Below are 25,784 nucleotides of genomic sequence, written 5' to 3' on the forward strand. Positions count from 1 at the left end.
TGGGGTGCGAGTCAGTGGTCTGGTAAAAGTTCGGGGGTGCGTTGCGATGATCATAGAGCCAAGCGTCGCAGCATGCGCGTGAAGTGGTTGGTTTAGTGCAACAGCTCCAGCAAGCGATCGAGTCCACCACTGTTGATGGCGACCATGGCTTGCGCCCGTACAGCCGGCTTTGCATGGTAGGCCACCGATAGCCCGGCCGCGCCCATCATCGGCAAGTCGTTGGCCCCGTCACCCATGGCAATCGCCTGGTGCGCGCCAATACCCATCTGGTTGCAGGTTTCCAGCAGCATCTTGCGTTTCTCGTCACCATCGCAGATATCGCCCCAGGGCTGGTCCAGCATGCGGCCTGTAAGCACGCCGTCCACGGCTTCCAGCAGATTGGAACGTGTCGCATCTATGTGCAATAAATCACGAATTCGGTCGGTAAAAAAAGTGAAGCCGCCGCTGACCAGCAGCACCCGCATGCCAGCGGCCTTGCAGGCAGCCACCAGGGTGGCTGCACCGGGGTTGAGTTGCAGGCGCTGGGCGTACACCTGCTCCATGCTGGCCACGCTCACGCCTTTGAGCAGCGCCACGCGTTGGCGCAGGCTTTCCTTGTAGTCGCTGATTTCGCCGCGCATCGCGGCTTCGGTGATGGCCGCGACCTCGACTTTGCGGCCGGCGGCATCGGCGATTTCGTCCACGCATTCGATGTTGATCAGGGTCGAATCCATGTCGAAAGCGATCAGCTTGAAGTCGGTGAGGCGCAGCGGTGGGGTGAAGCCTTGGATGACGAGGCCGGGGGAAATTTCGTGGGCTTGGGGCATGGGCAAATACGGATTAGAGATGCCGTATTTTGCTTGACCTTTATTGCCCGGCCTGGCCACCGTGGCCAGATAGGCCACAACGTCTTCGAACTTGCGGGCCGCGTTGGTGAAAGCCTATGACGTGAGAGGTTTTTTTGTTTCTTGAATCCAAAACCGATTGCGTTCCGTATTCCCCTCACAGAATTAGCGGTCACGATATGTCTGACAATCCGCAACATGAGCCCGCCCCATCCCGCATCCTCCCTCAACCCGGACGCCGAACTTATGGACTTGCTAGACCGTGTCGCCGCCCGCGATGCGTCCGCCTTCAAGGAGCTGTACGGCCTGACCTCGTCCAAACTGTATGGACTGGCCGTGCGGGTGGTGGTTAACCGCGAATGGGCCGAAGATGTGCTGCAAGAGGCCTATATGACCATCTGGCGGGCCGCTGCCGACTACCGGGCCTCGCTGAGCCCGCCCATGGCCTGGATGGGTTTGATCGTGCGCAGCCGCGGGCTGGATTTTTTGCGCCGCCGCACGGCCGACCGTAGCGGGGTGACCCAGGAGCTAGACGAGGTGATGGCCGAGACGCTGGAGGGCGATGCCCCGAATCCCATGGACACCACCCAGGCCAGCCAGCAAGCCTGGGCCTTGCACCAGTGCCTGACCCGGCTGGAGAACCGCCAGCGTGAAGTGGTCAGCCTGGCCTATCTGCGCGACCTGAGCCATGGCGAACTGGCCGAGCAGCTCAAGCTGCCGCTGGGTACGGTCAAGACCTGGATCCGGCGCGGGCTGGAACAGCTGCGTGTCTGCATGGCACGCTTCGCCTGAGGACCCGGCCATGCAATTGAACCAACACCCTGAATTGCTCGACAAACTGGCCGCCAGCTATGCCTTGGGCACCCTGCGCGGCGGCGCCCGCCGGCGCTTTGAAGCCCTGGCACGTGAACAAGCGCCGGTACGCGCCGCAGCCCTGATTTGGCAAGCCCGCCTGGGCAGCGTGGCCGAACTACAAGCCCAGGCAGCACCTGCGCCTGCGGTGTGGACGCGCATCGACAACCTGGTGCGTGCGGACCAGGAACAGCAAACCATGCAGAACGCGCGACAGCCGGCCGTGGCCGGCCCGGTCGCCTGGCTGCGCAGCCTGGCGCTATGGCGCTCAGCCACGGCGGTGGGCGCAGCGGTGGCGGTTTTTGCGGTGGTTCTGGGCGTGAACCAGCGCGACCAACTGGGTAGCCAGATCGCCAGCCTGCGCACCCAGCTGCAGGCCACGCCGCAGATCGAGTACGTGGCGGTGCTTGCGGATGGCAAGGCAGATCCTTCCATGTTGGTGACCTTCGACGCGAAGAACCAAACGCTGCTGCTGCAGCGCGTGGGCGGCTACCAGGAAGCCAGCGACAAATCCTTGCAGCTATGGGCCTTGCTACCCTCTGGTGGCCCGCGTTCGCTGGGGGTGCTGGGGTCGGACAAATTGCTGCGCCTGACGGCGGGCGAGAGCGATGTACGCGAAGTGCCCGCCCTGGCCATCAGTCTGGAGCCCAAGGGTGGCGTGCCCAGTGCCGGTGGGCCTACGGGGCCGGTGTTGTTCAAGGGCGCGCTGATCCAGAAGGTGTTGTGATATCGGCGCTCAGGGCTTTTGTGCCAGCGCCTTGTCGATAGCGCTGGTCAGGCTGCTGCTGTCGGGTGTGGTCAGCGAAGAAAAGCTCTCCACCACCCGGCCATTGCGGTCTATCAGGTATTTGTAGAAGTTCCAGCGCGGCTCTTGTCCGGTGGCCTTGACCAGCGCTGCGTACAGCGGGTTTTTGCCCGGCCCGGAGACCACCGTCTTGCCCATCATCGGAAACTTCACGCCGTAGGTGTTGAAGCAGAAGTCGGCGATTTCCTTGGAGGTGCCCGGCTCCTGCTGGCCAAAGTCATTCGACGGAAAACCCAGCACCACCAGCCCCTTGGCCTGCTGCTTCGCATACAGCGCCTCCAATCCTTCAAACTGGCCTGCAAAGCCGCAATAGCTGGCGGTGTTAACCACCAGCACCACCTTGCCGGCGTACTGGCACAGGTTTTGGGGCGCGGCGTCCTGCAGACGGGGAAACTGGTGCTGCAGGATCGCCGGGCAGCTGGGCGGAGTGGCGGTTTGTGCGCTGGCCGGGGCGCTGGCCGCCGCCAGCAGCATGGCCAATGTGAAAACGGTGCTGTGCATACGGGTTGTCCTGTGTCTGGACTGCACTTTAGGGACTTTGATATAGCGCAGTTGCGCCAGGGGCTGTTGTGCCGGCCGGGTGGGCGGTAACGCAGTCCAGAAACGCCAGCAAGGCCGGCGTCATCTGCTTGTCGCGCTGCACGATGAGGTGGCAATCCCGCTGGATGGCTGGCAGCGCACTGGCGATGCAGCGCAGCCGGCCTGCCGCCAGCAGGTCGGCCACGACCCAGCGCGACAGGCAGGCGATGCCCAGGCCCTGGGCGGCCGCATGCTGGATGGCCTCGGAGCTGCCCAGTTCGATGCTGCGCCGGTACGAATGCAGGTGCGGTAGCAGCGCCTGGTCGGTGGTTTCGCGGGTGCCCGAGCCGGTTTCGCGCAGCAGCCAGACGGCTTCGCGCAGCGCTGCGGTGGGCACACTCTGGCCTTGTGCCAGCGGGTGTGCTGGCGCTGCCACCAGTACCAGGCTGTCTTGCAGCCAGGGCGTGACCTGCAAAGTGGACTCGTGGCAGGCGCCTTCTATCAGGCCAATGTCCAGCTCGAAATCGGCAACCGCCCGGGCAATCGCCGCCGTGTTGCCTATCATCACCTTGGACTGCCAGGCCGGCGCCTGCTCGGACTGGCGCCAGGCCATAAAGCCGCCCAGCAACTGCGGCAGCACATAGTTGCCTATGGTGGTGCTCGCGCCTATGCGCAGCGACTGCGCCTGGCCGCTGCCGTCGCGCGCCATCTGCTCGATGCCGGCGGCGCCGTCCAGCATGGCCAGTGCGCGTGGCAGCAGGGCACGGCCGTTGTCGTTCAGCAGCAGGCGCTTGCCCGCGCGGTCAAACAGCTGCAGCGACAGTAGGCGCTCCAACTCGTTGATCGCCGAACTGGTGGCCGACTGCGACAGCGCAATTGCCGCGCTGGCCGCCGTGGTGCTGCCGCTCTGGGCGACGGCTACAAATATCTGCAATTGGCGCAGGCTCAGGCGCAGCACATCCATGGCTTCATCTTTCAGTGTATATCGATTGATTGGGTAGATATTACAGAAACAAGCTGTTGGACGGCTTGATTGCCGCGCCCTAAAGTCCGGTCCATTGTTTGAATGGACCCGCAACCTGCCATGGCTACCGCTCTTTCCGCCCCCTTGCACACCGCCTGGCCTGGCCGCTGGGAGCCGGTAGGGCGTTATGGGCCCGGGCTGGCGCTGAGCGCGCTGCTGGCCGGCTGCGCCATGGTGCTCGGGCAGCTGAACGGGCTGCAGGCCCATGGCGTGAGCGCGCTGACCCTGGCCATCGTGCTGGGCATGCTGGTGGGCAACACGGTGTATCCGCGCATGGCACTGGCCAGCGGCCCGGGCGTGCAATGTGCCAAGCAGAACCTGTTGCGCCTGGGCGTGGTGCTGTATGGCCTGCGCTTGACCACCCAGGACATCGCCAGCGTTGGCCTGGCCGGGGTGCTGGTCGATGCACTGGTGCTGGGCTCGACCTTTGCGCTGGCCTGCTATGCCGGTATCCGCTGGCTGGGGCTGGACCGCAATACGGCCATGCTGATCGGCATCGGCAGTTCGATCTGCGGCGCCGCCGCTGTGATGGCAGCCGAGCCGGTGCTACGGGCCCGGGCTGAGCAGGTCACGGTCGCGGTGGCCACGGTGGTGGTGTTCGGCACCTTGGCGATTTTTGTCTACCCGCTGCTGTTCCAGTTGAACTTGCACTGGCAACTGGTCCCGGGTGGTGCCCACGGTTTTGGCGTCTATGCGGGCTCCACCATCCACGAGGTGGCCCAGGTGGTGGCCGCCGGGCGTTCCATTGGCGCGGAAGCCGCCGATGCTGCGGTGATTGCCAAGATGGTGCGGGTGATGATGCTGGCGCCGGTGTTGCTGGCCTTGTCTGCCTGGCGGGCCCGCCACACGCCGAAGACGGCATCGCAGGGTCGCTTGGCTGTGCCATGGTTTGCGTTTGGCTTCATCGGGGTCGTGCTGTTCAATTCGCTGCAGCTGCTGCCGACTCCGGTGCTGGCGGTGGCCAATGCGGTCGACAACGTGCTGCTGGCCATGGCGATGGCGGCGCTGGGGCTGGCAACCCCGTTGGCAGCGATTCGCAAGGCCGGCATCAAGCCCTTGCTGCTGGCCGGCGGTTTGTTTGCCTGGTTGCTGCTGGGCGGCGCGTTGATCAACCGGATAGTGCCAGCATGGCTGGGTTGAACTATTTTTGCGGAGCCTGGAATAAACCAGAGGGTTTGTGCGTCTACCCCGGTGTAGGCTGCTGAATGCACTACGTTCCTCCCATCCCACTTCAAGGAATCTGCACCATGTTCAAAAAATCCTTTATTGCCAGTTCTGCCATCGCCCTCGTGCTGGGCTTCGCATCGCTGGCGGCCAGCGCTGCCGATGCCCCGGCCAAGATGGCCGGCGGTGTGCTGGTTGCTGCCAACAATATGACGCTCTATACCTTCGACAAGGATGTGGCCAATAGCGGCAAAAGCACCTGCAACGGCCCCTGCGCCACAGCCTGGCCGCCGCTGATGGCCACCGCCAGCGACCAGCCCATGGGCGGCTACACCATCGTCACCCGCGACGATGGCAGCAAGCAATGGGCTTACAAGGGCAAGCCGCTGTACTTCTTCCAGTCGGACAAAACCGCCAGCGACCGCACCGGCGACAACTTCAAGGACGTCTGGCACGTCATCAAGGAATAAGCGCTGCAGTCTGCCTAGCTCCATGCACCACGACGACCTGCAGCTGCTCAGCGCCGTGCCGCGCCTGCGCCGCTATGCGCGGGCGCTGGTGCGTAACCGCGAAGATGCCGACGATCTGGTGCAGGACACGCTGGAGCGCGCCTGGGCCAAGTCCAGCCTGTGGCGCGGCGTGGCCGATATGCGCTCCTGGCTGTTCGGCATCATGCACAACCTGCATGCCGACGGCGTGCGCCGTCCGCGGCTGGCCACGGTGGCCATGGACGATAGCACGGCCGAGGTGCCGGTCGCATCCACCCACGGAGACCGCCTGGCGGTGCTGGACCTGCAGGCCGCCATCGCCTTGCTGCCGGCCGAGCAAAAGGAGGTCCTGCTGCTGGTCGCGCTGGAGGACATGGCCTATGCCGACATCGCCGCCACGCTGGGCATCCCCATGGGCACGGTGATGTCGCGCCTGTCGCGTGGCCGCGAGCGCTTGCGCGCACTCATGGAAGGCCGCGCCGAGCCGGTGCACCTGAAAGTTGTCAAATGAGCCACGCCCCATCCGCCCCATCTGCCATCAGCGAAGCCGATCTGCACGCCTATATTGACGGCCAGCTGGAGCCCGAGCGCCAGGCCGAGATGGAGGCCTATCTGGCCCAGCGTCCCGACGAGGCCCAGCGCCTCGCGGTCTACCGCGCGCAGACCCGGGGCCTGCGCGCCCTGTACGCTCCGGTGCTGCTGGAGACCTTGCCGCCACGCCTGGTGCAAGCCGCATTGCCGCGCCAGCCCTGGTATGCGCAGCGTCTGGCAGCCGGCATTGCGATTGCACTGGTGAGTGCGGCATCCGCCTGGTTTGTGCGCGGCAGTGTGGATGGCGAGGCCCTGCGCCTGGCCCTGGCACCGGCTGCGCAGGGCGCGCTGGCCGGCTTCGCCCAGCGCGCCGCCGTGGCCCATGTGGTGTACAGCCCCGAGGTGCGGCATCCGGTGGAAGTGAATGCAGACCAGGAGCAGCATTTGGTGGCCTGGCTGTCCAAGCGCCTGGGGGCGGCCGTCAAGGTGCCCAGCCTGCAGCCCATGGGCTATGCGCTGATGGGTGGCCGCTTGCTGCCCGGCGACAGCGGGCCGGTCGCGCAGTTCATGTACCAGGACGCCAGCGGCCAGCGGCTCACCCTGTACGTAACCCACGAGGCGCCCAAGCTGAGCCCGCAGGCCGAAACCGCCTTCCACTTCGGCCAGGACGGCAAGGTCAACGTCTTCTACTGGGTGGATCACAGCTTTGGCTACGCGCTCTCGGGCAGCGTGGACAAAGCGACGCTAACGCGCGTGGCCCAGGAGGTGTATCGCCAGATAGCCCCTGCGGTGCCGGCGGGCTAATGCTATATTTTTAGAAGCGCCTTGCGCAGGTTCTATATGCGCTAGAGGCCGATTTGGCTTAAACCGGCCGGCGCATCTGGAACAGTTGCTCGGGGCCGATGCTGAAGTAATCGGCCGGCCCGCCACCGCGCAGGATCGGCCCGGCCGCTGCCGTGTCGTAGACGCCGTTGCGTAGCAGCGCGCTGTCGATATGCACGGCCACCACCTCGCCCAGCACCAGCCAAGTCGGCACTTTGTCGCCATTCGCACCTTGCAGCTGGATGATCTGTGTGCTGCGGCATTCAAACGCCACCGGGCTTTCCTTCACCCGCGGCACGGCGACTAGTTGCGAATCGGCCGGTGTGAGCCCGGCCAGTTCGAACTCGCTCACTTCGGGCGGCACAGGTGCGCAGGTTTGGTTCATTGCTTCGGCCAGGGTGCGAGTGGCCAGGTTCCACACAAACTCGCCGGTCTGCTCGATGTTGCGCAGCGAATCCTTGTAGCCCACGCTGGCAAAGCCGATGATGGGCGGCGTGTAGTTGAAGGCGTTGAAAAAGCTGTAGGGCGCCAGATTCAGCGCCCCGGCGGCGCTGCGCGAGGCGATCCAGCCTATGGGCCGTGGCCCGACGATGGCGTTGAAAGGGTCGTGCGGCAGGCCGTGGCCGTTGCGGGGTTCGTAGGAATGGATGGGCATGGCGGGAAGATACCAGCAAGTCCGGCGCTTAGCGGTCCACCGCGCAAACCTCGCGCACACAGCCGCGCAGCCAGCGGTGCGCAGGATCGGCCTGCATCCGCGGGTGCCAGAGCAAGGACACCGTGAATTCGGGCGTGGCCACCGGCAGCGCGAAGCTGTGCATGCCGGCGCGCAGCATGCCGGTGTGCCGCTCGGGCACGCTGGCCACCAGGTCGCTGGCCCGGGCCAGCGCCACGGCGGTCGAAAAACCGTCGACGATGGTGGCGATTTGCCGCTCCAGTCCCAGCGCGTTCAAGGCTTCGTCAATCGGGCCCTTGTCCAGGCCTCGGCGTGAGACGTAGATATGCCTGGCCGCGGCATAGCGGGCGGGTGTGATCGCGCCCTGGCACAGAGGATGTCCCGCGTGCACCACACCGATGAAACGGTCGCGGAACAGGGCCTGAGCACGCACCTCCGGCCCCATGCTGCTGCCCACCACACCGGTTTCCAGGTCGATAGCCCCGTCGCGCAATGGCGCGCTGTCCTTGTTGGGCTTTTGCACGAAGCGCAGCCGCACGCCGGGGGCTTCCTCGGCCACGCGCGCAATCAGGCCGGGGCCGAAATTCTCCACAAAGCCTTCGCTGCTGCGCAGCGTGAACGTGCGTACCAGTTGCTGCAGGTCGATCTTCTCGGCAGGGCGCAGCACCGCTTCGCCGTCCTGCACCAGTTGGCTGACCCGCTCGCGCAGCTCCAGCGCCCGGGGCGTGGGCACCAGGCCGCGCCCGGCCCGGACCAGCAGCGGGTCGCCCGTCGTCTCGCGCAAGCGCGCCAGGGCCCGGCTCATGGCCGACGGGCTGAGCCGCAGGCGCTGGGCCGCGCGCGCCACGCTGCCTTCGGCGAGCAGCACATCCAGGGTAACGAGCAGGTTGAGGTCGGGGATAGCCATGCGCAGACCATAGCGCAGTTGGTCGCAGGTAGGGCGTTTGGTGCATGAATAAAGTGCAAATGCTGCGCCTTCCGCCATACCAATGAAAGAACTACGCTGCAGGCAGCTCCATTTTGGGAGTGGGCAGAGCAGGAGTTCAGGTTGAAAACAAGCATTACAGAACAAGCAGCGGTAGCCGCAGGAAGCGCAGGAGCTGCGCCGCTATCGCCCCCGGTACGGTGGGTACTGGCCAGCCTGTCGCTGTCCATGTTGCTGTCCGCGCTGGGCACCAGCATCGCCAATGTGGGCCTGCCCAGCCTGGCGCAGGCCTTCAACGCCTCCTTCCAGCAAGTCCAGTGGGTGGTGCTGGCGTATCTGCTGGCCATCACCAGCTTGATCGTCAGTGTGGGCCGGCTCGGTGACATCACCGGCCGCCGCCGGCTGCTGCTGGCCGGCATCCTGCTGTTCACGGCGGCCTCGGTGCTGTGCGGCATCGCCCCCACGCTCTGGCTGCTGGTGGCCGCGCGTGCAGCCCAGGGACTGGGTGCGGCCACCATGATGGCCTTGACCATGGCCTTCGTCGGCGAGACGGTGCCCAAGGAAAAGACCGGCAGCGCCATGGGTTTGCTTGGCACCATGTCGGCGGTGGGCACGGCGCTTGGCCCATCGCTGGGCGGCGTGCTGATTGCCGGGCTCGGCTGGCAGGCGATCTTCCTGGTCAACCTGCCGCTGGGGCTTCTGGCTTTCTTCCTCGCGCGCCGTTATCTGCCCATGGACCGCCAAGGAGCGAAAACGGATCGGCCAGGTTTCGACCATGTCGGCACGCTGCTGCTGGCACTGACTCTCGCGGCCTATGCGCTGGCCATGACCATGGGGTGGGGCAGCTTAGGTCGGCTCAACATGGTTCTGCTGCTGGCAGCGGTGTGCGGCGCCGGCCTCTTCGTGTTCAGCCAGGCCCAGGTGGCATCGCCCTTGGTCCGCCTGGCCGCGTTCCGCAACCCGGTGCTGAGCGCCAGCCTGGCCATGAATGTGCTGGTCGCTACGGTGATGATGGCGACCCTGGTGGTCGGGCCGTTTTACCTGGCGCGGGGGCTGGGGCTGGATGCGGCGACGGTGGGGGCCGTGATGTCTATCGGCCCGCTGATTTCCGTCTTCTGCGGTGTGCTGGCCGGTCGTTTGGTCGACCGCTGGGGTGCGCCACGCATGGTGGTTGCGGGGCTGGTCGCCATGGTGCTGGGGGCGGTGGCACTGGCGGTACTCCCGGCGGTATTCGGCATTGCGGGCTACATCGCCGCCATCGCCGTGCTGACGCCGGGCTACCAACTGTTCCAGGCCGCCAACAACACGGCTGTGATGGCGGATGTGCCGCCGAACCAGCGGGGCGTGGTTTCCGGTCTGCTCAGCCTGGCGCGCAATCTGGGCCTGGTCACCGGCGCCTCGGCAATGGGTGCGGTGTTTGCGTTCGCTGCATCGAGCGCCGACATCGCCACGGCGCGCCCCGAGGCGTTGGCCGCCGGCTTGCGGACCACGTTCGCCGTGGCAGCCATACTGGTCGCCATTGCGCTGGCTGCCGCGCTGGCAAGCTACCGCCGCAGAGCTTAGAAGGGCATAGGCAAATAAAAAGGCCCCGCAGCTTGGTGAAGCTGCGGGGCCTTTTAGGTGCTGGCTCCTCAACCTGGGCTCGAACCAGGGACCTACGGATTAACAGTCCGGCGCTCTACCAACTGAGCTATTGAGGAATATCGGTACACATCAGCCATTCATGGCTGAATGGGCTGAAATAAAAAGGGCCTACGGATTGGCGTAAGCCCTTTTGCTAATTTTGGCTCCTCAACCTGGGCTCGAACCAGGGACCTACGGATTAACAGTCCGGCGCTCTACCAACTGAGCTATTGAGGAATATTGCAGCCTCAAATTATAGCGTGGGTTTTAGAGGTTTCGGCATCCGTGCCAAAAAGTTCATTCCAGTCCCAGGTGGCCGTGGATTATCCCGCGCAGTTCAGCTGCGGCGTGCTCGGGGTCGTGCGCGGCGGTCAGTGCGCGCACCACGGCCACCGAGCCGACGCCGCTGGCCAGCACCGCCGGCAGCCGCTCGGTGTCGATGCCGCCTATGGCCACCAGCGGATAGTCGCGCAGCAGCCGCGCATAGGCGGCCAGCCGGGCCGTGCCTTGCGGGGCGGTGGCCATTTTCTTCAGGGTGGTGGGGAACACCGCGCCCAGCGCGATATAGCTGGGGCTGACCTTGTCGGCGCGCAGCATCTCGGCATAGCCGTGGGTGCTGACGCCCAGGCGCAGGCCGGCGGTGCGGATCGCATCCAGGTCGTTGGCGCTCAGTAGGTCCAGGTCTTCTTGGCCCAGGTGTACGCCATAGGCGCCGGCGTCGATGGCGGCCTGCCAGTGGTCGTTGATGAACAGCAGGGCGGGCGTGCCCTGCACCGCGGCGACGGCGGCGCGGACTTCGCGCTCAACTGCGGCCGCATCGGCGGACTTGAAGCGCAGCTGCACTGTGGGCACACCGGCGCGCGCCATGCGGCCGACCCAGGCGGCGTCGGGCAGCACGGCGTACAAGCCCAGCTGCCGGGGGCAGGCGGGGAAGGCCTTGGCCCGCGGCCAGGGCGCCAGGCCAAAGTCTTCGGGTGCGTCCGGCCAGTCGCTGCCGTTGCCGCTGCGCGCGGCCTGGGCTTGCCAGGCTTGGGCGATGGTGGCGGCGTCGGTGGCGATGAAGCCCAGCTGCAGGCAGGCGCTGAAGTGGAGGGCGTAGTCCGTGGGCGGCAGCGCCATGTCGGCATAGCGGGTCAGGATGTTGTGGGGCATGGCGTTCACTCCTGTGCGTGGTGCCAGAACGGCGTGCCGAGCACCGGGGTGCTGGGTTGGGCGGCCTGCTGTTCCAGCATGGCGCCGGCCAGAAAGGCGCTGCGCCCGGCCTGGACGGCATCGGCAAATGCGCCGGCCATCACCACCGGGTCTTGCGCCAGCGCCACGGCGGTGTTCAGCAGCACGGCGTCGTAGCCCCATTCCATCACCTGGCAGGCGTGCGAGGGGCGGCCCAGTCCCGCATCGACCAGCAGCGGCACGCTCAGGCGTTCGCGCAGCACCTGCATCGCATAGGGGTTGATAGGTCCCTTGCCGGTACCGATGGGCGCGGCCCAGGGCATCACGGCCTGACAGCCCACGTCGACCAGGCGCTGGCACAGCACCAGGTCTTCGGTGCAGTAGGGCAACACCTTGAAGCCGTCCTTGATGAGCCGGCTGGCGGCTTCCACCAGGTTCAGGGTGTCGGGCTGCAAGGTGTAGTCGTCGCCGATCAGCTCCAGCTTGATCCAGGGCGTGTCGAACACTTCGCGCGCCATCTGGGCGGTGGTGATGGCTTCCTGCAGGCCGTGGCAGCCGGCGGTATTGGGCAGCACCGGCACACCGGTCTGGCGCAGCAGGTCCCAGAAGGCATTCGGGCCGGCGGGCGCCGCGCCCAGGTTCTGCCGGCGCAGCGAGGCCGTCAGCATGGCCGGCTGGGCGCGTGCGATGGCGCTGGCCATGGTGCTGGGCGAGGGGTAGCGTGAGGTGCCCAGCAGCAGGCGGCTGGCAAAGCTTTCGCCGTAGAGGATCAAAGGGTCGTGGGACATGGTGTTCAACCTCCGGTGACGGGATGGATGATTTCTATGCTGTCGGCCTCGTGCAGCAGCGTGTGCGGGTACTGCGCACGCGGCACAAAGGCCTTGTTGATGGCGGCGGCAAACGGCGGTTGGGCCTGCAGTAGCGCCAGCGCGTCGGCCAGGGTGGCGCCGGCGGGCAAGGTCTGGGGACGGTTGTTGATCAAGACGTTCATACAGTTTCTATAGCAAGCTCCCATTGCGTGGCCAGCGCTGAGTGCTCTTTCTCCATGAGTTCCAGTACCGCATCCAGCATCGCCGGGGCGATCAGAAAGCCGTGCCGGTACAGGCCGTTGATCTGCAGCACGCGCGGGCTGGGGCGGCGGATGGCCGGCAGGTTGTTTGGCAGGGTGGGGCGGCACTGGGTGGCGGATTCGAGAATCCGCGCCTCGCCAAAGCCTGGGTGCACGCTGTAAGCGGCGCTCAGCAGCTCCAGGCTGGAGCGCACGCTCATGGGCGACATATCGTCGGATTCGATTTCGGTAGCGCCCACCACAAACAGGTTGCCGGGTTTGGGGGCGATGTACAGCGGATAGCGCGGATGCACCAGCCGTACCGGCCGCTGCAGCGCCACATCCGGGGCGTGCAGGCGCAGCACCTCGCCGCGCACCGCACGCAGGCTCGGCCATTGGGCTTGCGCACCCAGGCCGCGGCAGTCGATCACCCAGTCGGCCTGGCAATCTTCCGGCTGCCGCGGGCTGTGCCAGTGCAGACCGACCTGGTGTTTTTGCAACTGCAGCAGCAGGGCCGCCAGTAGCTGGCGATTGTCCAACTGGCCTTCACCGGGTAAGTACAGGCCCTGGGCAAACCGGTTGGCGATGGCTGGCTCCAGCGCGGCGATGCCCGCGGCGTCCAGCGCCTGCGGGGCCGGCAGGCTGGGCAACTGCTGGCGCGTGGCGCTCAGCTGGTGGCCGAAGCGCGTGGCCTCGGCGGCGTCCTGCCGGTGCCACAGAATCAAGGTGCCGTTTTGCTGGAAGAACACCGGCGCATCCAGCTGTGCAATCAGCTGCGGCCAGCGCTGCAGGCTGTACTGGCCCATTTGCACCACTTGCGGCTCGGTGATGGCGGATTCGGCCAGCGGCGCCAGCATGGCGGCGGCGACCCGGGCTGCAGCCCCTTCGGCATCGGGCCCGCCGGCCTCGAAGACCTGCACCGCATGGCCGGCCCGCGCCAAGGCCAGGGCCAGCAAGCGGCCCATCAGGCCTGCGCCGAGGATGGTGGTGGAGAGGGGTTTTGCCAAGTTCGCATCCATGTGAAAAACAGGACGAAACGAGGCGAGGTCGTTGCTTGGAAACTCCCCACGCCAGTATTACCTGGATCGGGTATGAGGGTTTTTCTCAGTCCGGTCGCATCGACCAGACACCCCTGTTTCATCCGTGGCCTGAATTACATCACATCCATGCGCCGATAATTTCGGCATGACTATTTCTGCACCTTTCTCCCGCTACCTGCGCCTGTTGTCGATTGCCGGGTCCGACAGCGGCGGCGGCGCGGGCATCCAGGCCGACCTCAAGACCTTTGGCGCGCTCGGCTGCTACGGCATGACGGCGCTGGCCGCGCTGACCGCGCAGAACACCCGCGGCGTGCGCGCCATCCACCCGGTGCCGCCGGCATTTTTGAAGTCGCAGCTGGAGGCGGTGCTGGACGACATTGGCGCCGACGCGGTGAAGATCGGCATGCTGCATTCGCCCGAGATGGTGGAAGTGGTGGCCTGGGCCATAGACCACTACCAGCTCAAAAAAGTGGTGCTCGACCCGGTGATGGTGGCCACCAGCGGCGACCGGCTGATGGCGCACGAGACTGTGCAGGTGCTGGTGCAGCAGCTGTTCCCCCGCGCCACGGTGGTGACGCCGAATCTGGACGAAGCCAGCCTGCTGCTGGGCCGCAGCGTGGACCAGGTGGCGGCGCTGGAGTCGGCGCTGGCCGATCTGTTGGCGCTGGGCGCCCCGGCGGTGCTGGTCAAGGGCGGGCATCTGCCGGGTGCCGATGTGGTGGATCTATTGGGCCAGGCCGATGGCAGCCGGCAGCGCTGGCAGTCGCCGCGCATCGCCACCCCCAACGGGCATGGCACGGGCTGCACCTTGTCGTCGGCCATCGCCGTGTATCTGGCGCAAGGCCAGGCCTTGCCGGCGGCCGTGGAATCGGCCCGGAGCTACATCCTGGGCGCGATCAGCGCCGGCGCTGGGGTGCGCACCGGCCAGGGCCAGGGGCCGCTGAACCACGGCTTTGCGCCCCTGCCCATGCAGCTGGTGAATTTATAAGAAACAGGGCTCTGGCGCTGGTGGAGCCTGCGCCAGCAGCTCTTATTTTTGTAGTGCGTAGCCGCTGCGCAGCGGGCGGCTCAGCCAGGCGGCGATGAAGGTCAGCGCCAGGGTGGGCAGGGCAGCGCCGAACTGCGGTGCGTACTGGCCCAGCAGGTGGTAGACGGCCACACCTGCCAGCCACAGGGCGGCGGCGCTGGGCTCGACCAGGCGCTGCGATCCGCTGACCGTGCCCTGGGCCAGGCGCCCCAGAATCACGCCGTACAGCGGCACGAACACCGAGCTCAGCATCAGCAAAAACGGCTCCAGGCTGTGGATCGGCAGCACCAACGCCAGCGCCGTACACGCCACGGCCAGCAGCAGGCCCCAGCGGCGGATGCTCCACCAGGGTGCCAGGCTGTGCGCCGACACCGAGCCCGAATACACGTCGCCATAGGCGTTGTCGATTTCGTCCACCAGGATCAGGCCCAGCGCCAGCAGGCCGCCCTGGGCCAGCAGCAGCGCGGTCACCAGGTCGGTGCCTGGCGCGGCCACGCTGGCCACCATCACGCCCAGCGCGTAGCACCAGATGTTGGCCAGTGCATAGCCCAGCCAGGTGCCGCTCATCGCGCTGCGGCCATTGCGGCCGTGGCGCGCGTAGTCGGCCACCAGCGGCAGCCACGACACCGGCATGGCGATCACCAGGTCCATGGCCGACAGCAGGCCCATGCTGCCGTCGCCCGGCCGGTTCCAGAAGGCCGGCGCGTCGGCGGCCAGCAGCTTCTGGGCAAACTGCCAGCTCAGCCAGACCAGGGACAGCAGCACCAGCGGCAGGCCGTAGCGGCTGATGAACTTGCGCACCAGGGTCAGCATGGAGCCGGCCATCAGCGCCGTCAGCACCCCGCCCCACAGCAGGGTGGTGATGAGCACGCCAGTGGGCGAGGACAGGTCGACGCCGAAGTTAGTCTTGGCGATGGCCGCCGTGCCGTCGCGCATCACCACCAGCTCGAAGGTGGTCCAGCCGACCAGCTGCACGATGTTCAGCAGCACCGGCAGCCGGGCAAAGCCGCTGCCATAGGTCGCATGCATCAGGCCGGCGCTGGACAGGCCGCTGTCGCAGGCAATGCGCGCCACCCAGGCCAGCAGGCCGGCGCCGACGACCGAGCCCAGCACGATGGCGATCAGCGCGTCCTGGGTACCGACCGCCGGCACCAGGTAGGCGCCGATCTGCATCACCAGCAGGCCCACGCCCAGGCTGAACCAGAGCGCGGCATGCGCCGACCAGCCAAAGACCCGGCTGGCGTCGGGAATCGGCGCCAAGGCCTCGTTGTGTGAAATCGATGTGTGTGTTGCCATGCGTGTTGCTCCATGCAATGTGCTGGCAGGTGGGCCTGAACCGTACCGGGTGTGCGCCCATGGTCGGGCTCCGGTTGAAGAACATGCTTCCCTGCGCGAGGATTACCTCAATCAGGTTCAAAGGGACTTTCTCAGTCGCAGCCTCTACAGCGGCAACACCCCTAGCGGAACTCCGCGTTCGCCATCAGGCTGCGGCGGAGTGGGCGGATTCTAGCCTAGCGCCCGTGCAGGGCCTGGTTTACAAAAATAAACAAATAATGCCTGTAGCGCACGTCCTACCTGCGCGACAAGCTATTAAAAAAATAGCAATACAATCCTCGCCAGCCAGGTCAAAGGTCCACGCTTCTTTGCGAGCGGGTCGGCCTTTATTTTTCCAAGCCATTTTTGTGGGGTATTCCATGGATGTTTTTGTATTGCCCCAGCGGTTGGCGGCGTGTGCCTTGCTGGGCTTTGTGTGCGCTGCCTCGGCCCAGTCGGCGACGCCCACCGATGCGCCGCTGGCACCCAGTTACCGGTGGCGCATCGAGCTGAGCCCGCACACCTCCCATTACAGCTACAACCCCGAGCACCGGCCGGTGCATCTGGTGGGGCTGGAGCGCGAGGCCAGCGACAACAGTTTTTACGGTATGGCCTTGTTCAGCAATTCGTTTGGCCAGGACAGCACCTATGTGTACGCGGGCCAGAGCTTTTACGGCGTATTCGAAAGCCTGCCCAAGGTCTACCTGAAGGTGTCGGCGGGCATTCTGTATGGCTACAAGCCGCCGTACGAGAACAAGGTGCCGCTGAACTACAAGGGTTTTTCGCCCGCCATCGTGCCGGCCGTGGGCTGGCGGTTTGACTCTGGCTGGGCCGCGCAGATGAACTTCCTGGGCACGGCGGGGGTGATGTATTCGGTGGTGAAAGAGTTTTAAGCCGATTCGGCGCCAGAACAAGCCTGCTTTTTGCAGGCTTTTTTACATTTTGCAGGCTAGTTTTTAATCCCCCAAGCGCACCGCACTGCCGCACAATGGTAGAAATTACACCGAGGTGGGCTGCCATGCATGCTGTTGCTCTCTACCCTGTGATGCCTTTGCGCTGGCTGTGCGCGCTGGCGGGCGCTTGGTGTGCCTGTGCCCAAGCCCAGCAAGATGCCGACCTCCGCAGCTTTGCCCCGTCTACCGCCCCCTCCCATACCCCGTCATTGAGCCTGGAGCTGGCCTCCCGAGCCACGCCCATGCTGGACGATGCCGGCAGTTCGCGCCTGAGCCTGACCGGCTGGTCGGGCGCGGCGCCCCAGGCCGGCATGGGCATTGGCCTGGGCTGGGCGGTGCCGGACACCCGCACGCCCGGCGCACTGCCGCGCACGGCACCGCAGCGGCTGGACCTGGGCTTGAACTGGCGTTCGGCCGAGGTGGGCCAGGGGCGCTTCCAGTTTGGCGTGTGGCAGCGCGTGTCGCCTACGCCAGACGCCATGACCCTGATCCAGCAGGCCAACGCCAACGGCCCGAACAATTACGACACACGGCTGGAGATGCAGTTCAGCGCCGCCAGTTCGCGCGGCATTCGCTTCGAGCTGGGCGGCGCCTTGGGGTTGCAGCTGAACAACAACGAGCGTGTAGTGCTCCGCGTCAGTCGCGGCAAGCCCATGGTGTACTACCGGGCGAGGTTTTAGTATTCCACCGACCCTCAGCTTAGAAGGCTGATGCTCGGCGCCAGCGCTTGTTAAGCGGCGTCGTCGGCCTTCGCCACACCCAGCAGTTGGTGCAGCCGTGGCGAGGTGGTGGTGTACTGGAACGGAATCTTTTTACCCGGGAACACCAGTGGCGCTGCGGCGTAGGCAGCCAGGGTGGCTTCGTGGAAGCCGCAGACGATGAGCTTTTGCTTGCCCGGGTAGGTGTTGATGTCGCCCACGGCGAAGATGCCGGGCTCGCTGGTTTCAAACCTGGCCGTATCCACCTGCAGCTGCTTGCGCTCCATGGCCAGGCCCCAGTCTGCGACCGGGCCGAGCTTGGGTGACAGGCCCTGGAACACGCTGATCGCATCGACTGGCAAGCGGTGCAGTGCAGCGTCCACATCGCTGATTTGCAGGGCCTGCAGCTGGCCCGCATCGGCCTCAAAACCGGCGATCTGCCCTACCATGAAGCGCATGCGGCCGGCCTGGACCAGCATCTGCATTTCCACGATGTCGGCAGTGGGCGCTTGCAGCACGTCGCGGCGGTGCAGCAGGGTGACGCTGTGGGCATCGGTTTCGGCCAGCGCCAGTGCGCAGCGCAAGGCGGCTTCGTCGCCGCCCATGACGAGCAGATGCTGGCCTGTTACCTCTTTGGGGGCCTGGTGATAATAAAGCTGGCTGCCTTCAAAGGCGTCGATGCCGTCCAGCTTCAGGCGCCGCGGCTGGAATGCGCCGACACCGGCGGCGATCACCACCACGGGCGCCAGCAGCTGGGTGCCGCGGTCGGTGGATACCAGGAAGCGGCCATCGGCCTGTTTGGCGATGCTGCTGACCAGCTGGCCCAGATGGAACAGCGCGCCAAAGGGCTGTATTTGCTGCAGCAGCGACGCGGCCAGCGCCCGGCCACTGGTGGCCGGCGTGCCGGGAATATCGTAGATGGGCTTGTCGGGGTAGAGCTCCATGCACTGGCCGCCCGCGTGGGGCAGGGCGTCAATCACATGGGTAGGGACTTCCAGCAGGCCCAGCTGGAAGACCTGGAACAGCCCGACCGGGCCTGCGCCGATGACGACGGCGCCGGTTTCCAGTACGGGCAACACGGTTTAGCGTTCCAGCAGCTGGATCTTGGGCATCACATCTTTCCAGTCGTCGGCGTCGGCCAGCGCTGGTTTGCGTTTGGTGATGCTCTTCCAGCCTTCGGCGCGGGCCAGTTCCACATTCAGCTGGATGAAGGCCAGCTGGTCGGCAGGCATGTCTTCTTCGGCGTAGATGGCGTTGGCCGGGCACTCGGGGATGCAGACGGCGCAGTCAATGCATTCATCCGGGTCGATGACCAGCATGTTGGGGCCTTCGCGGAAGCAGTCCACGGGACAGACATCCACACAGTCGGTGTATTTGCACTTGATGCAGGCTTCGGAGACGACGTGAGTCATGGTATTTTTTTCAATAGCGGGGGTTAACCCGTGATTTTAAATTAGCGGACCAGCACGGCGCCCGAGGTCTTGTGTGAGGCCGTATCGACCAGCACCAAGGCACCCAGCGAACGGGATTGGATGTAGGGCAGGGTGGCGATGCCTTCCTGCAGCGCCAGCTCGATGTGGCCGATGGCGTTCGGCGGCAGCTCGCTCGCATCTTCCTCGGCCAGGGTGTTGATGTCCAGCTTGTGCACGATGCGCTTGACCTTGGCCTTGACCCAGCGATGCCCGTGCAGCGCCCAGTAGACGCGGCCGGCAACCAGGGGTTCGTCGTCCATCCAGGCGATGGTGGCCGAGATCTCGCGGTTGGCTTCGAACTTGCCCGGGGCCAGCAGCCAGTCGCCGCGCGATACGTCGACTTCGCGGTCCAGCGTGATGCCGGCGCTATTGCCGGCCAGCACGTTCTTGGGATTGCGCGCATGGTCCAGCACCTGGGCCACGGTGGCGGTCTGGCCGCTGGGCAGGATGCGGATTTCTTGGCCGACTTCGACCTTGCCGGTGGCCACACGGCCCCAGAACACGCGGCGGCCCTGGCTGGTGTCGCTGCTGGACGAGAACTTTTCCACCCACTGCACCGGGAAGGCGAAGGGCTGCTCGACTTCGGCCGGCGTGCTCGGCAGTTGCTCCAGAATCTGTAGCAGGGTCGGGCCGGTGTACTTGCACCAATCGGGGTTTTCGCTGTGGCCGGCTTCGACCACGTTCCAGCCCTTCAGCGCCGAAATCGGCACGATGGCCTTGACCGGGATCTCGGCGGCAGCGGCAAAGCTGTTCAAAGCAGCGCTGATGTGGGCAAAGGCCAGGGCCGAGTCTTCTACCGCGTCCAGCTTGTTGATGGCAAACACGATGCTGGGCACGCGCAGCAGGTGGCACAGCAGCGAATGGCGGCGGGTTTGCGGCAGCAGCTCCAGCGCAGCGTTCTTCCAGTCGAGCTTGGTGGCATCGACCAGCACCACGGCGGCGTCGGCACTGCTGGCGGCGGTCACCATGTTGCGGGTGTACTGCTCGTGGCCGGGCGCGTCGCCGATGATGAACTTGCGGTCTTCGGTGTTGAAGTAGCGGTAGGCCACGTCGATGGTGATGCCTTGCTCGCGCTCGGCGCTCAGGCCGTCGGTCAGCAGGGCCAGGTCGGTTTCACCCTGGCGTTGCACGCCGGCCAGGTGGTCTTGCAACACGGCCTTGGTGTCGACCAGCAGGCGGCCGATCAAGGTGCTCTTGCCGTCATCGACCGATCCGCAGGTGATGAATTTCAAGGCTGAAAGGGCTGCAGCGCTGGTAGTACCTGCGGGAGTAGCTATAGAAGTAGTAGCATTCATCAGAAATATCCGTCTTTCTTGCGCTTCTCCATCGAAGCCTCAGAGGTTTTGTCGTCCATGCGGGTCGCGCCGCGTTCGCTCACATCGGCGGCCAGGGTTTCGATCACGATGTCGCCAGCGGTGGCGGCAAAGCTCTCCACCGGGCAGGTGCAGGTGATGTCGCCCACGGTGCGGAAGCGCACGTCGCGCATCTCGGCAGTTTCGCCGGCTTTCAAGGGTGTCAAGTCGGTCACGGGGACCAGCAGGCCCTTGCGTTCCACCACTTCGCGTTTGTGCGTGTAGTACAGCGAAGGCAGGGCGATTTGCTCGCGCTCGATGTATTGCCAGACGTCGAGTTCGGTCCAGTTGCTGATGGGGAACACGCGGAAGTGTTCGCCGGGTTGCAGGCGGGTGTTGAACAGGGTCCACAGCTCAGGGCGCTGGGCCTTGGGCTGCCATTGGCCGAAGCTGTCGCGGTGGCTGAAGATGCGTTCCTTGGCGCGGGCTTTTTCTTCGTCGCGGCGGGCGCCGCCGATCAGCGCGTCGAAGCGGAATTCTTCGATGGCTTCCAGCAGGGTCACCGACTGGTGCACATTGCGCGACTCGCCGGGATGCGCCAGGCGCACAGTGCCGCGCTTCATCGAGTCTTCGACATTGCGCACGATCAGCTCGGCGCCCAGTTCCTTGGCGCGGAAGTCGCGGAAGTCGGTCACTTCATGGAAGTTGTGGCCGGTGTCGATCATCAGCAGCGGATACGGGATACGGCCTGCGCCGAAGGCTTTTTCGGCGCATTTCAGCAGCACCAGCGAGTCTTTGCCGCCCGAAAACAGCAAGGTGGGGCGTTCAAACACGGCAGCCACTTCGCGCAGGATGAAGATGGTTTCTTCTTCCAGTGCGTCGAGGTGGGTATTGCTCAGATGGTGTGGGGTCACTTGGGTATTCATGTCGGGGTCAGGTTTCAGTGGGCAAGGTGCAAGCCGCACTCGCGGTTGTCTTCACCTTTGGTGGGGTCCACGTAGTCGAAGTTGTTGGGCAGGCCGTGGGTCACACAGTATTCGTGGAGCTCTTTGGACGACCAGTGCAGCAGCGGCGCGACCTTGATCAGGCCGTCGGGGTTGATGCTCACAGGGTCCATCTGGGCGCGCACGGCGGTGTCGGTGGCCCGCAGTGCGGTGAACCAGACCTTGGGTGCCGTTTCGCGCAGTGCGCGGGCAAAAGGCTCCAGCTTCACTTCTTCGGTGAAGGCTGCATGGCGCGGATCGTCCAGCGCGGGAGTCGCGCCGTCCACAGCTTCGCGGTGCGCACGCGAGCGCAGCGGCAGGTAGATGCGCAGGTTCAGCTTCAGCTGCTTTGTGACTTCATCGACAAAGCGGTAGGTGGCCTCGGTGTTGTAACCGTTGTCCATCCAGACCACGGGCAGGTCGGGATTGACGCGGGTGACCATGTGCAGGATGACCGCCTCGAAGGGGCGGAAGTTGGTGGTGACGATGGCGGGCTGGTGCAGGCCGAGCGCCCATTCCACCAGTGCGGGTGCGTTGCGGCCGAGATCCGTGTTGATCTGTGCAAGGTTGAGGGTGCTCATGGTGCTTGTTCCGATCAGTACGAGTCCTGGCGGGCCAGCTCTGCGCCGTAGGCTGCAGAGTGCTCGGTTTCGGCAAAGTGCGGCTCCACGTGGACGGCGTCGCCCTGGTAGAAGCCTTCAAAACGGTCAAACTGGCGCTGTGCGGCACTGGCGTCCACGCCTTCGCGCAGCACGGCCACGTCAAAGCCGCTGCGCTGCATCTGTACCAGTTGGTCGATCAGCACATCGCCGGTGGCGCGGATTTCGCCGGTAAAGCCGAGGCGGCGGCGCAGCAGAAAGGCCTGGCTGTAGGCGCGGCCATCGGTGAACTTGGGGAAGTTCAGGTCAATGCGGGTCACGCCTGCGAGCGACAGTGTGCGTGGGTCTACGTCATTGGCCAGGGCAATAATGCTGTTTTGGCCTTCGGCGCCCGGTGTATGTGCGGTGGATGCTATTATTTTCATAGTATTTACTCTCAGGCTTCAGCCGTGGCACGGGGTGCTTTGCCGGTGCTGATGCGGGCGTTGTTGGCGGCCAGCTTGAACGGGTCTTGGCCGACGCGGCGCAAGGTGTCGATGAAGTTCTCGCCGCTGTTGCGGGTGCTGCGGTAGGTATCCAACACGGCTTCGATCACTTCAGGCACTTCGGCGGCGCTGAAGGACGGGCCGACGACTTTGCCGGCGATGGCGGGACCGGACAGATTCGAGCCGTCCGAGCCGGCCAGCGTCACCTGGTACCACTCCTGACCGTCCTTGTCCACGCCCAGAATGCCGATGTGGGCGCTGTGGTGGTGACCGCAGGAGTTGATGCAGCCGCTCATGTGTACGTCGATCTCGCCCAGGTCGTGCAGTTCGTCCATGTCCTGGTAGCGCTGGCTGATGGCTTCGGAAATCGGCAGCGAGCGCGCATTGGCCAGGCTGCAGAAGTCGCCGCCGGGGCAGACGATCATGTCGGTCAGCAGGCGGATGTTGGCCTTGGCCAGGCCCAGCGCCTTGGCTTCGGCGTACAGGGCGGGCAGCTCGTCGGCGCGGACCCAGGGCAGCACCAGGTTCTGGTCGTGGGTCACGCGGGTTTCGCCGGCGCTGTAGCGGTCGGCCAGGTCGGCTGCGGCATCCAGCTGCTCTGCTGTCGCGTCGCCGGGCGAGTAGCCCAGGCGTTTGAACGACAGGGTCACGGCACGCAGCAGCGGGTTTTGGTGGGCGGCTACGTTTTGCTTCAGCCAGCGGGTGTAGTCCTTGTCGTCGACAGGGGCCGCAACCGGGTTGGCCAGGGCGGGCAAGGCACCGACGCGGCTGGCCGGCGGCACGAAGCTGGCGGTAACCCGGTCGAGCTCGGCCTGGCTGATGGTGTGCGGTGCGCCGTCACGGGTCAGGATTTGCTGGTATTCATCCTCGACCTCGTCGATATAGCGCTGGCCTTCGGCTTTGACCAGGATCTTGATGCGCGCCTTGTACATATTGTCGCGGCGGCCCCAGCGGTTGTAGACGCGTACCACGGCTTCCAGGTAGTTGAGGATCTGGTTCCAGGGCAGGAAGTCGCGGATCACCGTGCCGACGACCGGTGTGCGGCCCATGCCGCCGCCAACCATCACGCGCAGGCCGACTTCACCTGCCTCGTTCTTCAGCACATGCAGGCCTACGTCGTGCCAGGCGGTGGCGGCGCGGTCGTCGGTGGCGCCGACGATGGCGATCTTGAACTTGCGTGGCAGGAAGGCGAACTCATGGTGCAGCGTGCTCCACTGGCGGATGATTTCGGCCAGGGGGCGGGGGTCGGCGATTTCATCGGCAGCAATGCCGGCGCGCTCGTCGCTGGTGGTGTTGCGGATGCAGTTGCCGCTGGTCTGGATGCCGTGCAGATGTACGCTGGCCAGCAGGTCCATCACGTCGGCGCTTTTGTCCAGCGGAATCCAGTTGAACTGGACGTTCTGGCGGGTGGTGAAGTGGGCGCAGGCGCTGGGCAGGCTGTGCAGATCGCTGAGGCCGGGGTTGGCCTTGGCCAGGTCGTGCGCGTCTTTTTTATCGTAATCGCGGGCGATGGTGCCCAGCACGCGCAGCTGGGCGCTGTTCAGCTCGCCATAGGGCACGGCCACGCGCAGCATGGGGGCAAAGCGCTGTACATACCAGCCGTTTTGCAGGCGGAGCGGGCGGAATTCGTCTTCGGCCAGCGTGCCCTTTTGCCAGCGTTCCAGCTGGTCGCGGTACTGGGCGGCGCGCAGTTGCACAAACTGTTTGTCAAATTCGGTGTATTGGTACATTTTTAAAGCAATCGTGGGAAGGGCTGCACGTGGGCAACAGGTAATTTTAAAGTGCCAGCAATTTGGTGCCGGCATAGGCCAGCAGCAGGGACAACACGCCGCGGATCACGCGGTCCGAGGTCTTGAGCATCAGGTGGGAACCCAGCCAGATACCGGGAAGGGAGCCCGCCAGCAGCTTGGCCAGCAGCGGCCAGTCCACCGAGCCCAGGCCCGCATGGCCCAGGCCGGCAACCAGGGTCAGCGGCACCGCATAGGCGATGTCGGCGGCCACAATCCGCTGCAGCGGCAGCAGCGGATACAGCAGCATCAGCACGGTGACGCCAATCGCACCGGCGCCGACCGAGGTCAGGGTCACCAGGGTACCGATAAACGCGCCGAACAGCAAAGGCAGACTCCAGTGGCGCGGGCGCTCGGCCTGGGCCATGGCCTGGTGGCTGATGCTGCGTGGGGCAGATTTACCGCGTATGCTTTTGTACAAAGTGGCCAGCGCCGTGAGCAGCAGAGCTACGCCCAGGGTCGTGGTCATGGCCTTCTGTACCTGCGCATCAGCCGGGCCCAGGATGTGGAGTACCCACAGGGTCAGCAGCGAAGCCGGAATGCTGCCGGCACACAGGGTGGCGACGATGCGCCAGCTGACCATACCTGAGCGGGCCATTTTCAAGGTGCCACCGGCCTTGGTGAAGCAGGCGAACAGCAGGTCGGTGCCGATCGCCAGGTGGGGCTTCATGCCAAAGAAGAAGATCAGGATCGGGGTCATCAGCGAGCCGCCGCCTACGCCGGTCAGACCTACAACAAAACCGACAAAGAAACCGGCAAAAACAAACGCTAAATCGTGCATGGGCGCGACTATAAAAGCCGGCCCCCCTAATCCAAACTACTTTATTGTTCTACCAATATGTGAATAAGCATATTTAGAAATAACGAAATTGGCTGTTTAGACCGATGCCTTGGCGTAGGCCTCGTCTATCTGGGCATTGATTACATGCCATAGCGGCCGGATCAGCAGCCGCAGCCCTTGGTATACCTCGTCCACGCGCAGCATGGAGGGCAGGCGCTGGCCCCGGTGCTCTACCGGGCCGCCAATCGGAATGATATTGACACCCAGTTTCGCAAAATGCTCGGCGAGTCGGGGCTCGGTGAGGGTGAACAGCGTTTCGATGCCCTGGCGTTTGGCCATGATGACGGCACCCATATACAGGCTGACCGGCAGGTAAGGGAAGCGGGGTTGGTTGCGGTCGCCGAAATCCTGGTCCGAGATAGTGGCTTCACTCTGCTGTTCGCCTTTGCGGCGGCGAAATTCGGACATCACGGCCAGCCGGGATACCTCGGCAATGCGCGCGCGCGGCTGTTTGGCCGGGTCGATGATGCTGCGGTCCAGGGTGTTCCTGCAGGTGACCTCGAAGGGCAGGGGCGCCTCGGGCTCTTGGGGGTCGGTCAATACCAGCCGGGCACAACCTGCAAGCCGGGTGCCATCGGCACTGCGGACCAGGCAGTGCAGCGAGCGGTAATCGTATTTGTCGGTCTCTCGCTGGTCTTCACGTACAGGCTCAAAACCCAGCTCGCGCGCATACACGTCATGGCGTATGAAAAATACGTCGTTGATGCGCGCCTGGTCCAGCGCAGGGGCTATCTCAAAATATTGCTTGTAGCCATCACCGAGGTTGGGCCTGGATTGTTCTGTCATGCGTGGCCTTGCTGGTTGTCTCAACGGGTAGCACAACTA

29 protein-coding genes, 2 tRNA genes and 2 riboswitches are annotated in these 25,784 nt (G+C 65.0%); of the genes, 10 read left to right on the forward strand and 21 right to left on the reverse strand.

Annotated elements, in window-relative coordinates; translation table 11 throughout:
• Positions 1 to 92: 92 nt before the first annotated feature.
• Positions 93 to 806: a phosphoserine phosphatase SerB gene (serB, locus tag J2X19_RS13780; RefSeq protein WP_310373938.1), complete on the reverse strand. Its 714-nt coding sequence runs from the start codon at positions 804 to 806 to the stop codon at positions 93 to 95.
• Between the two features lie 216 nt (positions 807 to 1,022).
• Here serB and J2X19_RS13785 point away from each other — a divergent pair, with 216 nt between their 5' ends.
• Entirely contained in the window at positions 1,023 to 1,616 is a 594-nt protein-coding gene (locus J2X19_RS13785) for a sigma-70 family RNA polymerase sigma factor (RefSeq protein ID WP_310373940.1), read from the forward strand.
• A gap of 10 nt (positions 1,617 to 1,626) precedes the next feature.
• On the forward strand, positions 1,627 to 2,403 hold the full coding sequence (locus tag J2X19_RS13790; RefSeq protein WP_310373942.1) for an anti-sigma factor: 777 nt from the start codon (positions 1,627 to 1,629) through the stop codon (positions 2,401 to 2,403).
• A gap of 9 nt (positions 2,404 to 2,412) precedes the next feature.
• Here J2X19_RS13790 and J2X19_RS13795 read toward each other — a convergent pair whose 3' ends face one another.
• A complete protein-coding gene (locus J2X19_RS13795) occupies positions 2,413 to 2,982 on the reverse strand; it encodes a glutathione peroxidase (RefSeq protein WP_310373943.1) in 570 nt (189 codons plus the stop codon).
• 28 nt (positions 2,983 to 3,010) lie between these two features.
• Positions 3,011 to 3,964, reverse strand: coding sequence for a LysR family transcriptional regulator (locus tag J2X19_RS13800; protein ID WP_310373945.1), 954 nt, complete (start codon positions 3,962 to 3,964; stop codon positions 3,011 to 3,013).
• Positions 3,965 to 4,084: 120 nt separating this feature from the next.
• Between J2X19_RS13800 and J2X19_RS13805 the strand changes: the two genes are divergently transcribed.
• The 4 genes from J2X19_RS13805 to J2X19_RS13820 all read left to right on the forward strand — a co-directional run bounded on the left by J2X19_RS13805 (position 4,085) and on the right by J2X19_RS13820 (position 7,011).
• Complete coding sequence (locus J2X19_RS13805; protein ID WP_310373947.1) at positions 4,085 to 5,164, forward strand: YeiH family protein; 1,080 nt, start codon at positions 4,085 to 4,087, stop codon at positions 5,162 to 5,164.
• Positions 5,165 to 5,271: 107 nt separating this feature from the next.
• A complete protein-coding gene (locus J2X19_RS13810; RefSeq protein ID WP_116606369.1) occupies positions 5,272 to 5,658 on the forward strand; it encodes a COG4315 family predicted lipoprotein in 387 nt (128 codons plus the stop codon).
• Between the two features lie 22 nt (positions 5,659 to 5,680).
• A complete protein-coding gene (locus J2X19_RS13815; protein WP_310373950.1) occupies positions 5,681 to 6,187 on the forward strand; it encodes an RNA polymerase sigma factor in 507 nt (168 codons plus the stop codon).
• On the forward strand, positions 6,184 to 7,011 hold the full coding sequence (locus tag J2X19_RS13820) for an anti-sigma factor family protein (RefSeq protein WP_310373952.1): 828 nt from the start codon (positions 6,184 to 6,186) through the stop codon (positions 7,009 to 7,011). Before J2X19_RS13815 ends, J2X19_RS13820 begins: the two co-directional genes overlap by 4 nt.
• A 58-nt stretch (positions 7,012 to 7,069) precedes the next feature.
• Here the strand turns inward: J2X19_RS13820 and J2X19_RS13825 are convergent, their stop codons facing one another.
• Both J2X19_RS13825 and J2X19_RS13830 read right to left on the reverse strand, forming a co-directional pair.
• A complete protein-coding gene (locus J2X19_RS13825; RefSeq protein ID WP_116606372.1) occupies positions 7,070 to 7,684 on the reverse strand; it encodes a flavin reductase family protein in 615 nt (204 codons plus the stop codon).
• 28 nt (positions 7,685 to 7,712) lie between these two features.
• Positions 7,713 to 8,609: a LysR family transcriptional regulator gene (locus tag J2X19_RS13830; protein WP_310373956.1), complete on the reverse strand. Its 897-nt coding sequence runs from the start codon at positions 8,607 to 8,609 to the stop codon at positions 7,713 to 7,715.
• A 141-nt stretch (positions 8,610 to 8,750) separates the two neighbouring features.
• Between J2X19_RS13830 and J2X19_RS13835 the strand changes: the two genes are divergently transcribed.
• A complete protein-coding gene (locus J2X19_RS13835; RefSeq protein WP_405048649.1) occupies positions 8,751 to 10,190 on the forward strand; it encodes an MFS transporter in 1,440 nt (479 codons plus the stop codon).
• A gap of 61 nt (positions 10,191 to 10,251) precedes the next feature.
• Here J2X19_RS13835 and J2X19_RS13840 read toward each other — a convergent pair.
• The 6 genes from J2X19_RS13840 to thiO all read right to left on the reverse strand — a co-directional run bounded on the left by J2X19_RS13840 (position 10,252) and on the right by thiO (position 13,487).
• Positions 10,252 to 10,327 (reverse strand) — tRNA-Asn (locus J2X19_RS13840).
• An 84-nt stretch (positions 10,328 to 10,411) separates the two neighbouring features.
• Positions 10,412 to 10,487, reverse strand: a tRNA-Asn gene (locus J2X19_RS13845).
• 60 nt (positions 10,488 to 10,547) lie between these two features.
• Complete coding sequence (gene thiE / locus J2X19_RS13850; protein ID WP_310374540.1) at positions 10,548 to 11,369, reverse strand: thiamine phosphate synthase; 822 nt, start codon at positions 11,367 to 11,369, stop codon at positions 10,548 to 10,550.
• Positions 11,370 to 11,407: 38 nt separating this feature from the next.
• Complete coding sequence (locus J2X19_RS13855) at positions 11,408 to 12,208, reverse strand: thiazole synthase (protein WP_310373958.1); 801 nt, start codon at positions 12,206 to 12,208, stop codon at positions 11,408 to 11,410.
• 5 nt (positions 12,209 to 12,213) lie between these two features.
• Positions 12,214 to 12,411, reverse strand: coding sequence for a sulfur carrier protein ThiS (thiS, locus tag J2X19_RS13860; RefSeq protein WP_116606376.1), 198 nt, complete (start codon positions 12,409 to 12,411; stop codon positions 12,214 to 12,216).
• Positions 12,408 to 13,487 carry a glycine oxidase ThiO gene (gene thiO / locus J2X19_RS13865; RefSeq protein WP_405048650.1) on the reverse strand — a complete coding sequence of 360 codons (1,080 nt, stop codon included), beginning with the start codon at positions 13,485 to 13,487 and terminating at the stop codon, positions 12,408 to 12,410. The genes thiS and thiO overlap by 4 nt, the downstream gene beginning before the upstream one ends.
• A gap of 26 nt (positions 13,488 to 13,513) precedes the next feature.
• Positions 13,514 to 13,612, reverse strand: a riboswitch (TPP riboswitch).
• Between the two features lie 41 nt (positions 13,613 to 13,653).
• Between thiO and thiD the strand changes: the two genes are divergently transcribed.
• Positions 13,654 to 14,496 (forward strand): bifunctional hydroxymethylpyrimidine kinase/phosphomethylpyrimidine kinase, encoded by an 843-nt coding sequence (thiD, locus tag J2X19_RS13870; RefSeq protein WP_310373963.1) that lies wholly within the window; start codon positions 13,654 to 13,656, stop codon positions 14,494 to 14,496.
• A 42-nt stretch (positions 14,497 to 14,538) separates the two neighbouring features.
• Here thiD and J2X19_RS13875 read toward each other — a convergent pair whose 3' ends face one another.
• Positions 14,539 to 15,831 carry a purine-cytosine permease family protein gene (locus J2X19_RS13875; protein ID WP_310373965.1) on the reverse strand — a complete coding sequence of 431 codons (1,293 nt, stop codon included), beginning with the start codon at positions 15,829 to 15,831 and terminating at the stop codon, positions 14,539 to 14,541.
• Positions 15,832 to 15,902: 71 nt separating this feature from the next.
• Positions 15,903 to 16,004, reverse strand: a riboswitch (TPP riboswitch).
• A gap of 225 nt (positions 16,005 to 16,229) precedes the next feature.
• Here J2X19_RS13875 and J2X19_RS13880 point away from each other — a divergent pair.
• Together J2X19_RS13880 and J2X19_RS13885 are read left to right on the forward strand one after the other, a co-directional pair.
• Positions 16,230 to 16,742: a hypothetical protein gene (locus J2X19_RS13880; RefSeq protein WP_310373967.1), complete on the forward strand. Its 513-nt coding sequence runs from the start codon at positions 16,230 to 16,232 to the stop codon at positions 16,740 to 16,742.
• Between the two features lie 125 nt (positions 16,743 to 16,867).
• On the forward strand, positions 16,868 to 17,482 hold the full coding sequence (locus J2X19_RS13885) for a hypothetical protein (RefSeq protein WP_310373969.1): 615 nt from the start codon (positions 16,868 to 16,870) through the stop codon (positions 17,480 to 17,482).
• A gap of 50 nt (positions 17,483 to 17,532) precedes the next feature.
• On the opposite strand, the gene J2X19_RS13890 is transcribed toward J2X19_RS13885, so the two are convergent.
• The 9 genes from J2X19_RS13890 to J2X19_RS13930 all read right to left on the reverse strand — a co-directional run bounded on the left by J2X19_RS13890 (position 17,533) and on the right by J2X19_RS13930 (position 25,745).
• Positions 17,533 to 18,579 carry an NAD(P)/FAD-dependent oxidoreductase gene (locus J2X19_RS13890; protein ID WP_310373971.1) on the reverse strand — a complete coding sequence of 349 codons (1,047 nt, stop codon included), beginning with the start codon at positions 18,577 to 18,579 and terminating at the stop codon, positions 17,533 to 17,535.
• A gap of 3 nt (positions 18,580 to 18,582) precedes the next feature.
• A complete protein-coding gene (fdxA, locus tag J2X19_RS13895; protein WP_092755238.1) occupies positions 18,583 to 18,912 on the reverse strand; it encodes a ferredoxin FdxA in 330 nt (109 codons plus the stop codon).
• A gap of 41 nt (positions 18,913 to 18,953) precedes the next feature.
• Entirely contained in the window at positions 18,954 to 20,267 is a 1,314-nt protein-coding gene (locus J2X19_RS13900; protein WP_116606383.1) for a sulfate adenylyltransferase subunit 1, read from the reverse strand.
• Positions 20,267 to 21,190, reverse strand: coding sequence for a sulfate adenylyltransferase subunit CysD (gene cysD / locus J2X19_RS13905; protein WP_310373975.1), 924 nt, complete (start codon positions 21,188 to 21,190; stop codon positions 20,267 to 20,269). Before cysD ends, J2X19_RS13900 begins: the two co-directional genes overlap by 1 nt.
• A 14-nt stretch (positions 21,191 to 21,204) precedes the next feature.
• Positions 21,205 to 21,828 carry a phosphoadenosine phosphosulfate reductase domain-containing protein gene (locus J2X19_RS13910; RefSeq protein ID WP_310373977.1) on the reverse strand — a complete coding sequence of 208 codons (624 nt, stop codon included), beginning with the start codon at positions 21,826 to 21,828 and terminating at the stop codon, positions 21,205 to 21,207.
• Between the two features lie 14 nt (positions 21,829 to 21,842).
• The gene (locus J2X19_RS13915) at positions 21,843 to 22,271 is read right to left on the reverse strand and encodes a DUF934 domain-containing protein (protein WP_116606386.1); all 429 of its coding nucleotides are present in this window, start codon (positions 22,269 to 22,271) and stop codon (positions 21,843 to 21,845) included.
• 11 nt (positions 22,272 to 22,282) lie between these two features.
• Entirely contained in the window at positions 22,283 to 24,061 is a 1,779-nt protein-coding gene (locus J2X19_RS13920; protein WP_310373981.1) for a nitrite/sulfite reductase, read from the reverse strand.
• 46 nt (positions 24,062 to 24,107) lie between these two features.
• Positions 24,108 to 24,899: a sulfite exporter TauE/SafE family protein gene (locus J2X19_RS13925; RefSeq protein WP_310373982.1), complete on the reverse strand. Its 792-nt coding sequence runs from the start codon at positions 24,897 to 24,899 to the stop codon at positions 24,108 to 24,110.
• 96 nt (positions 24,900 to 24,995) lie between these two features.
• The gene (locus J2X19_RS13930; protein WP_116606389.1) at positions 24,996 to 25,745 is read right to left on the reverse strand and encodes a PEP-CTERM/exosortase system-associated acyltransferase; all 750 of its coding nucleotides are present in this window, start codon (positions 25,743 to 25,745) and stop codon (positions 24,996 to 24,998) included.
• Positions 25,746 to 25,784 lie beyond the last annotated feature (39 nt).

This window comes from Rhodoferax ferrireducens, from assembly GCF_031458075.1.
Taxonomy (GTDB): Bacteria; Pseudomonadota; Gammaproteobacteria; order Burkholderiales; family Burkholderiaceae_C; genus Rhodoferax_B; species Rhodoferax_B ferrireducens_A.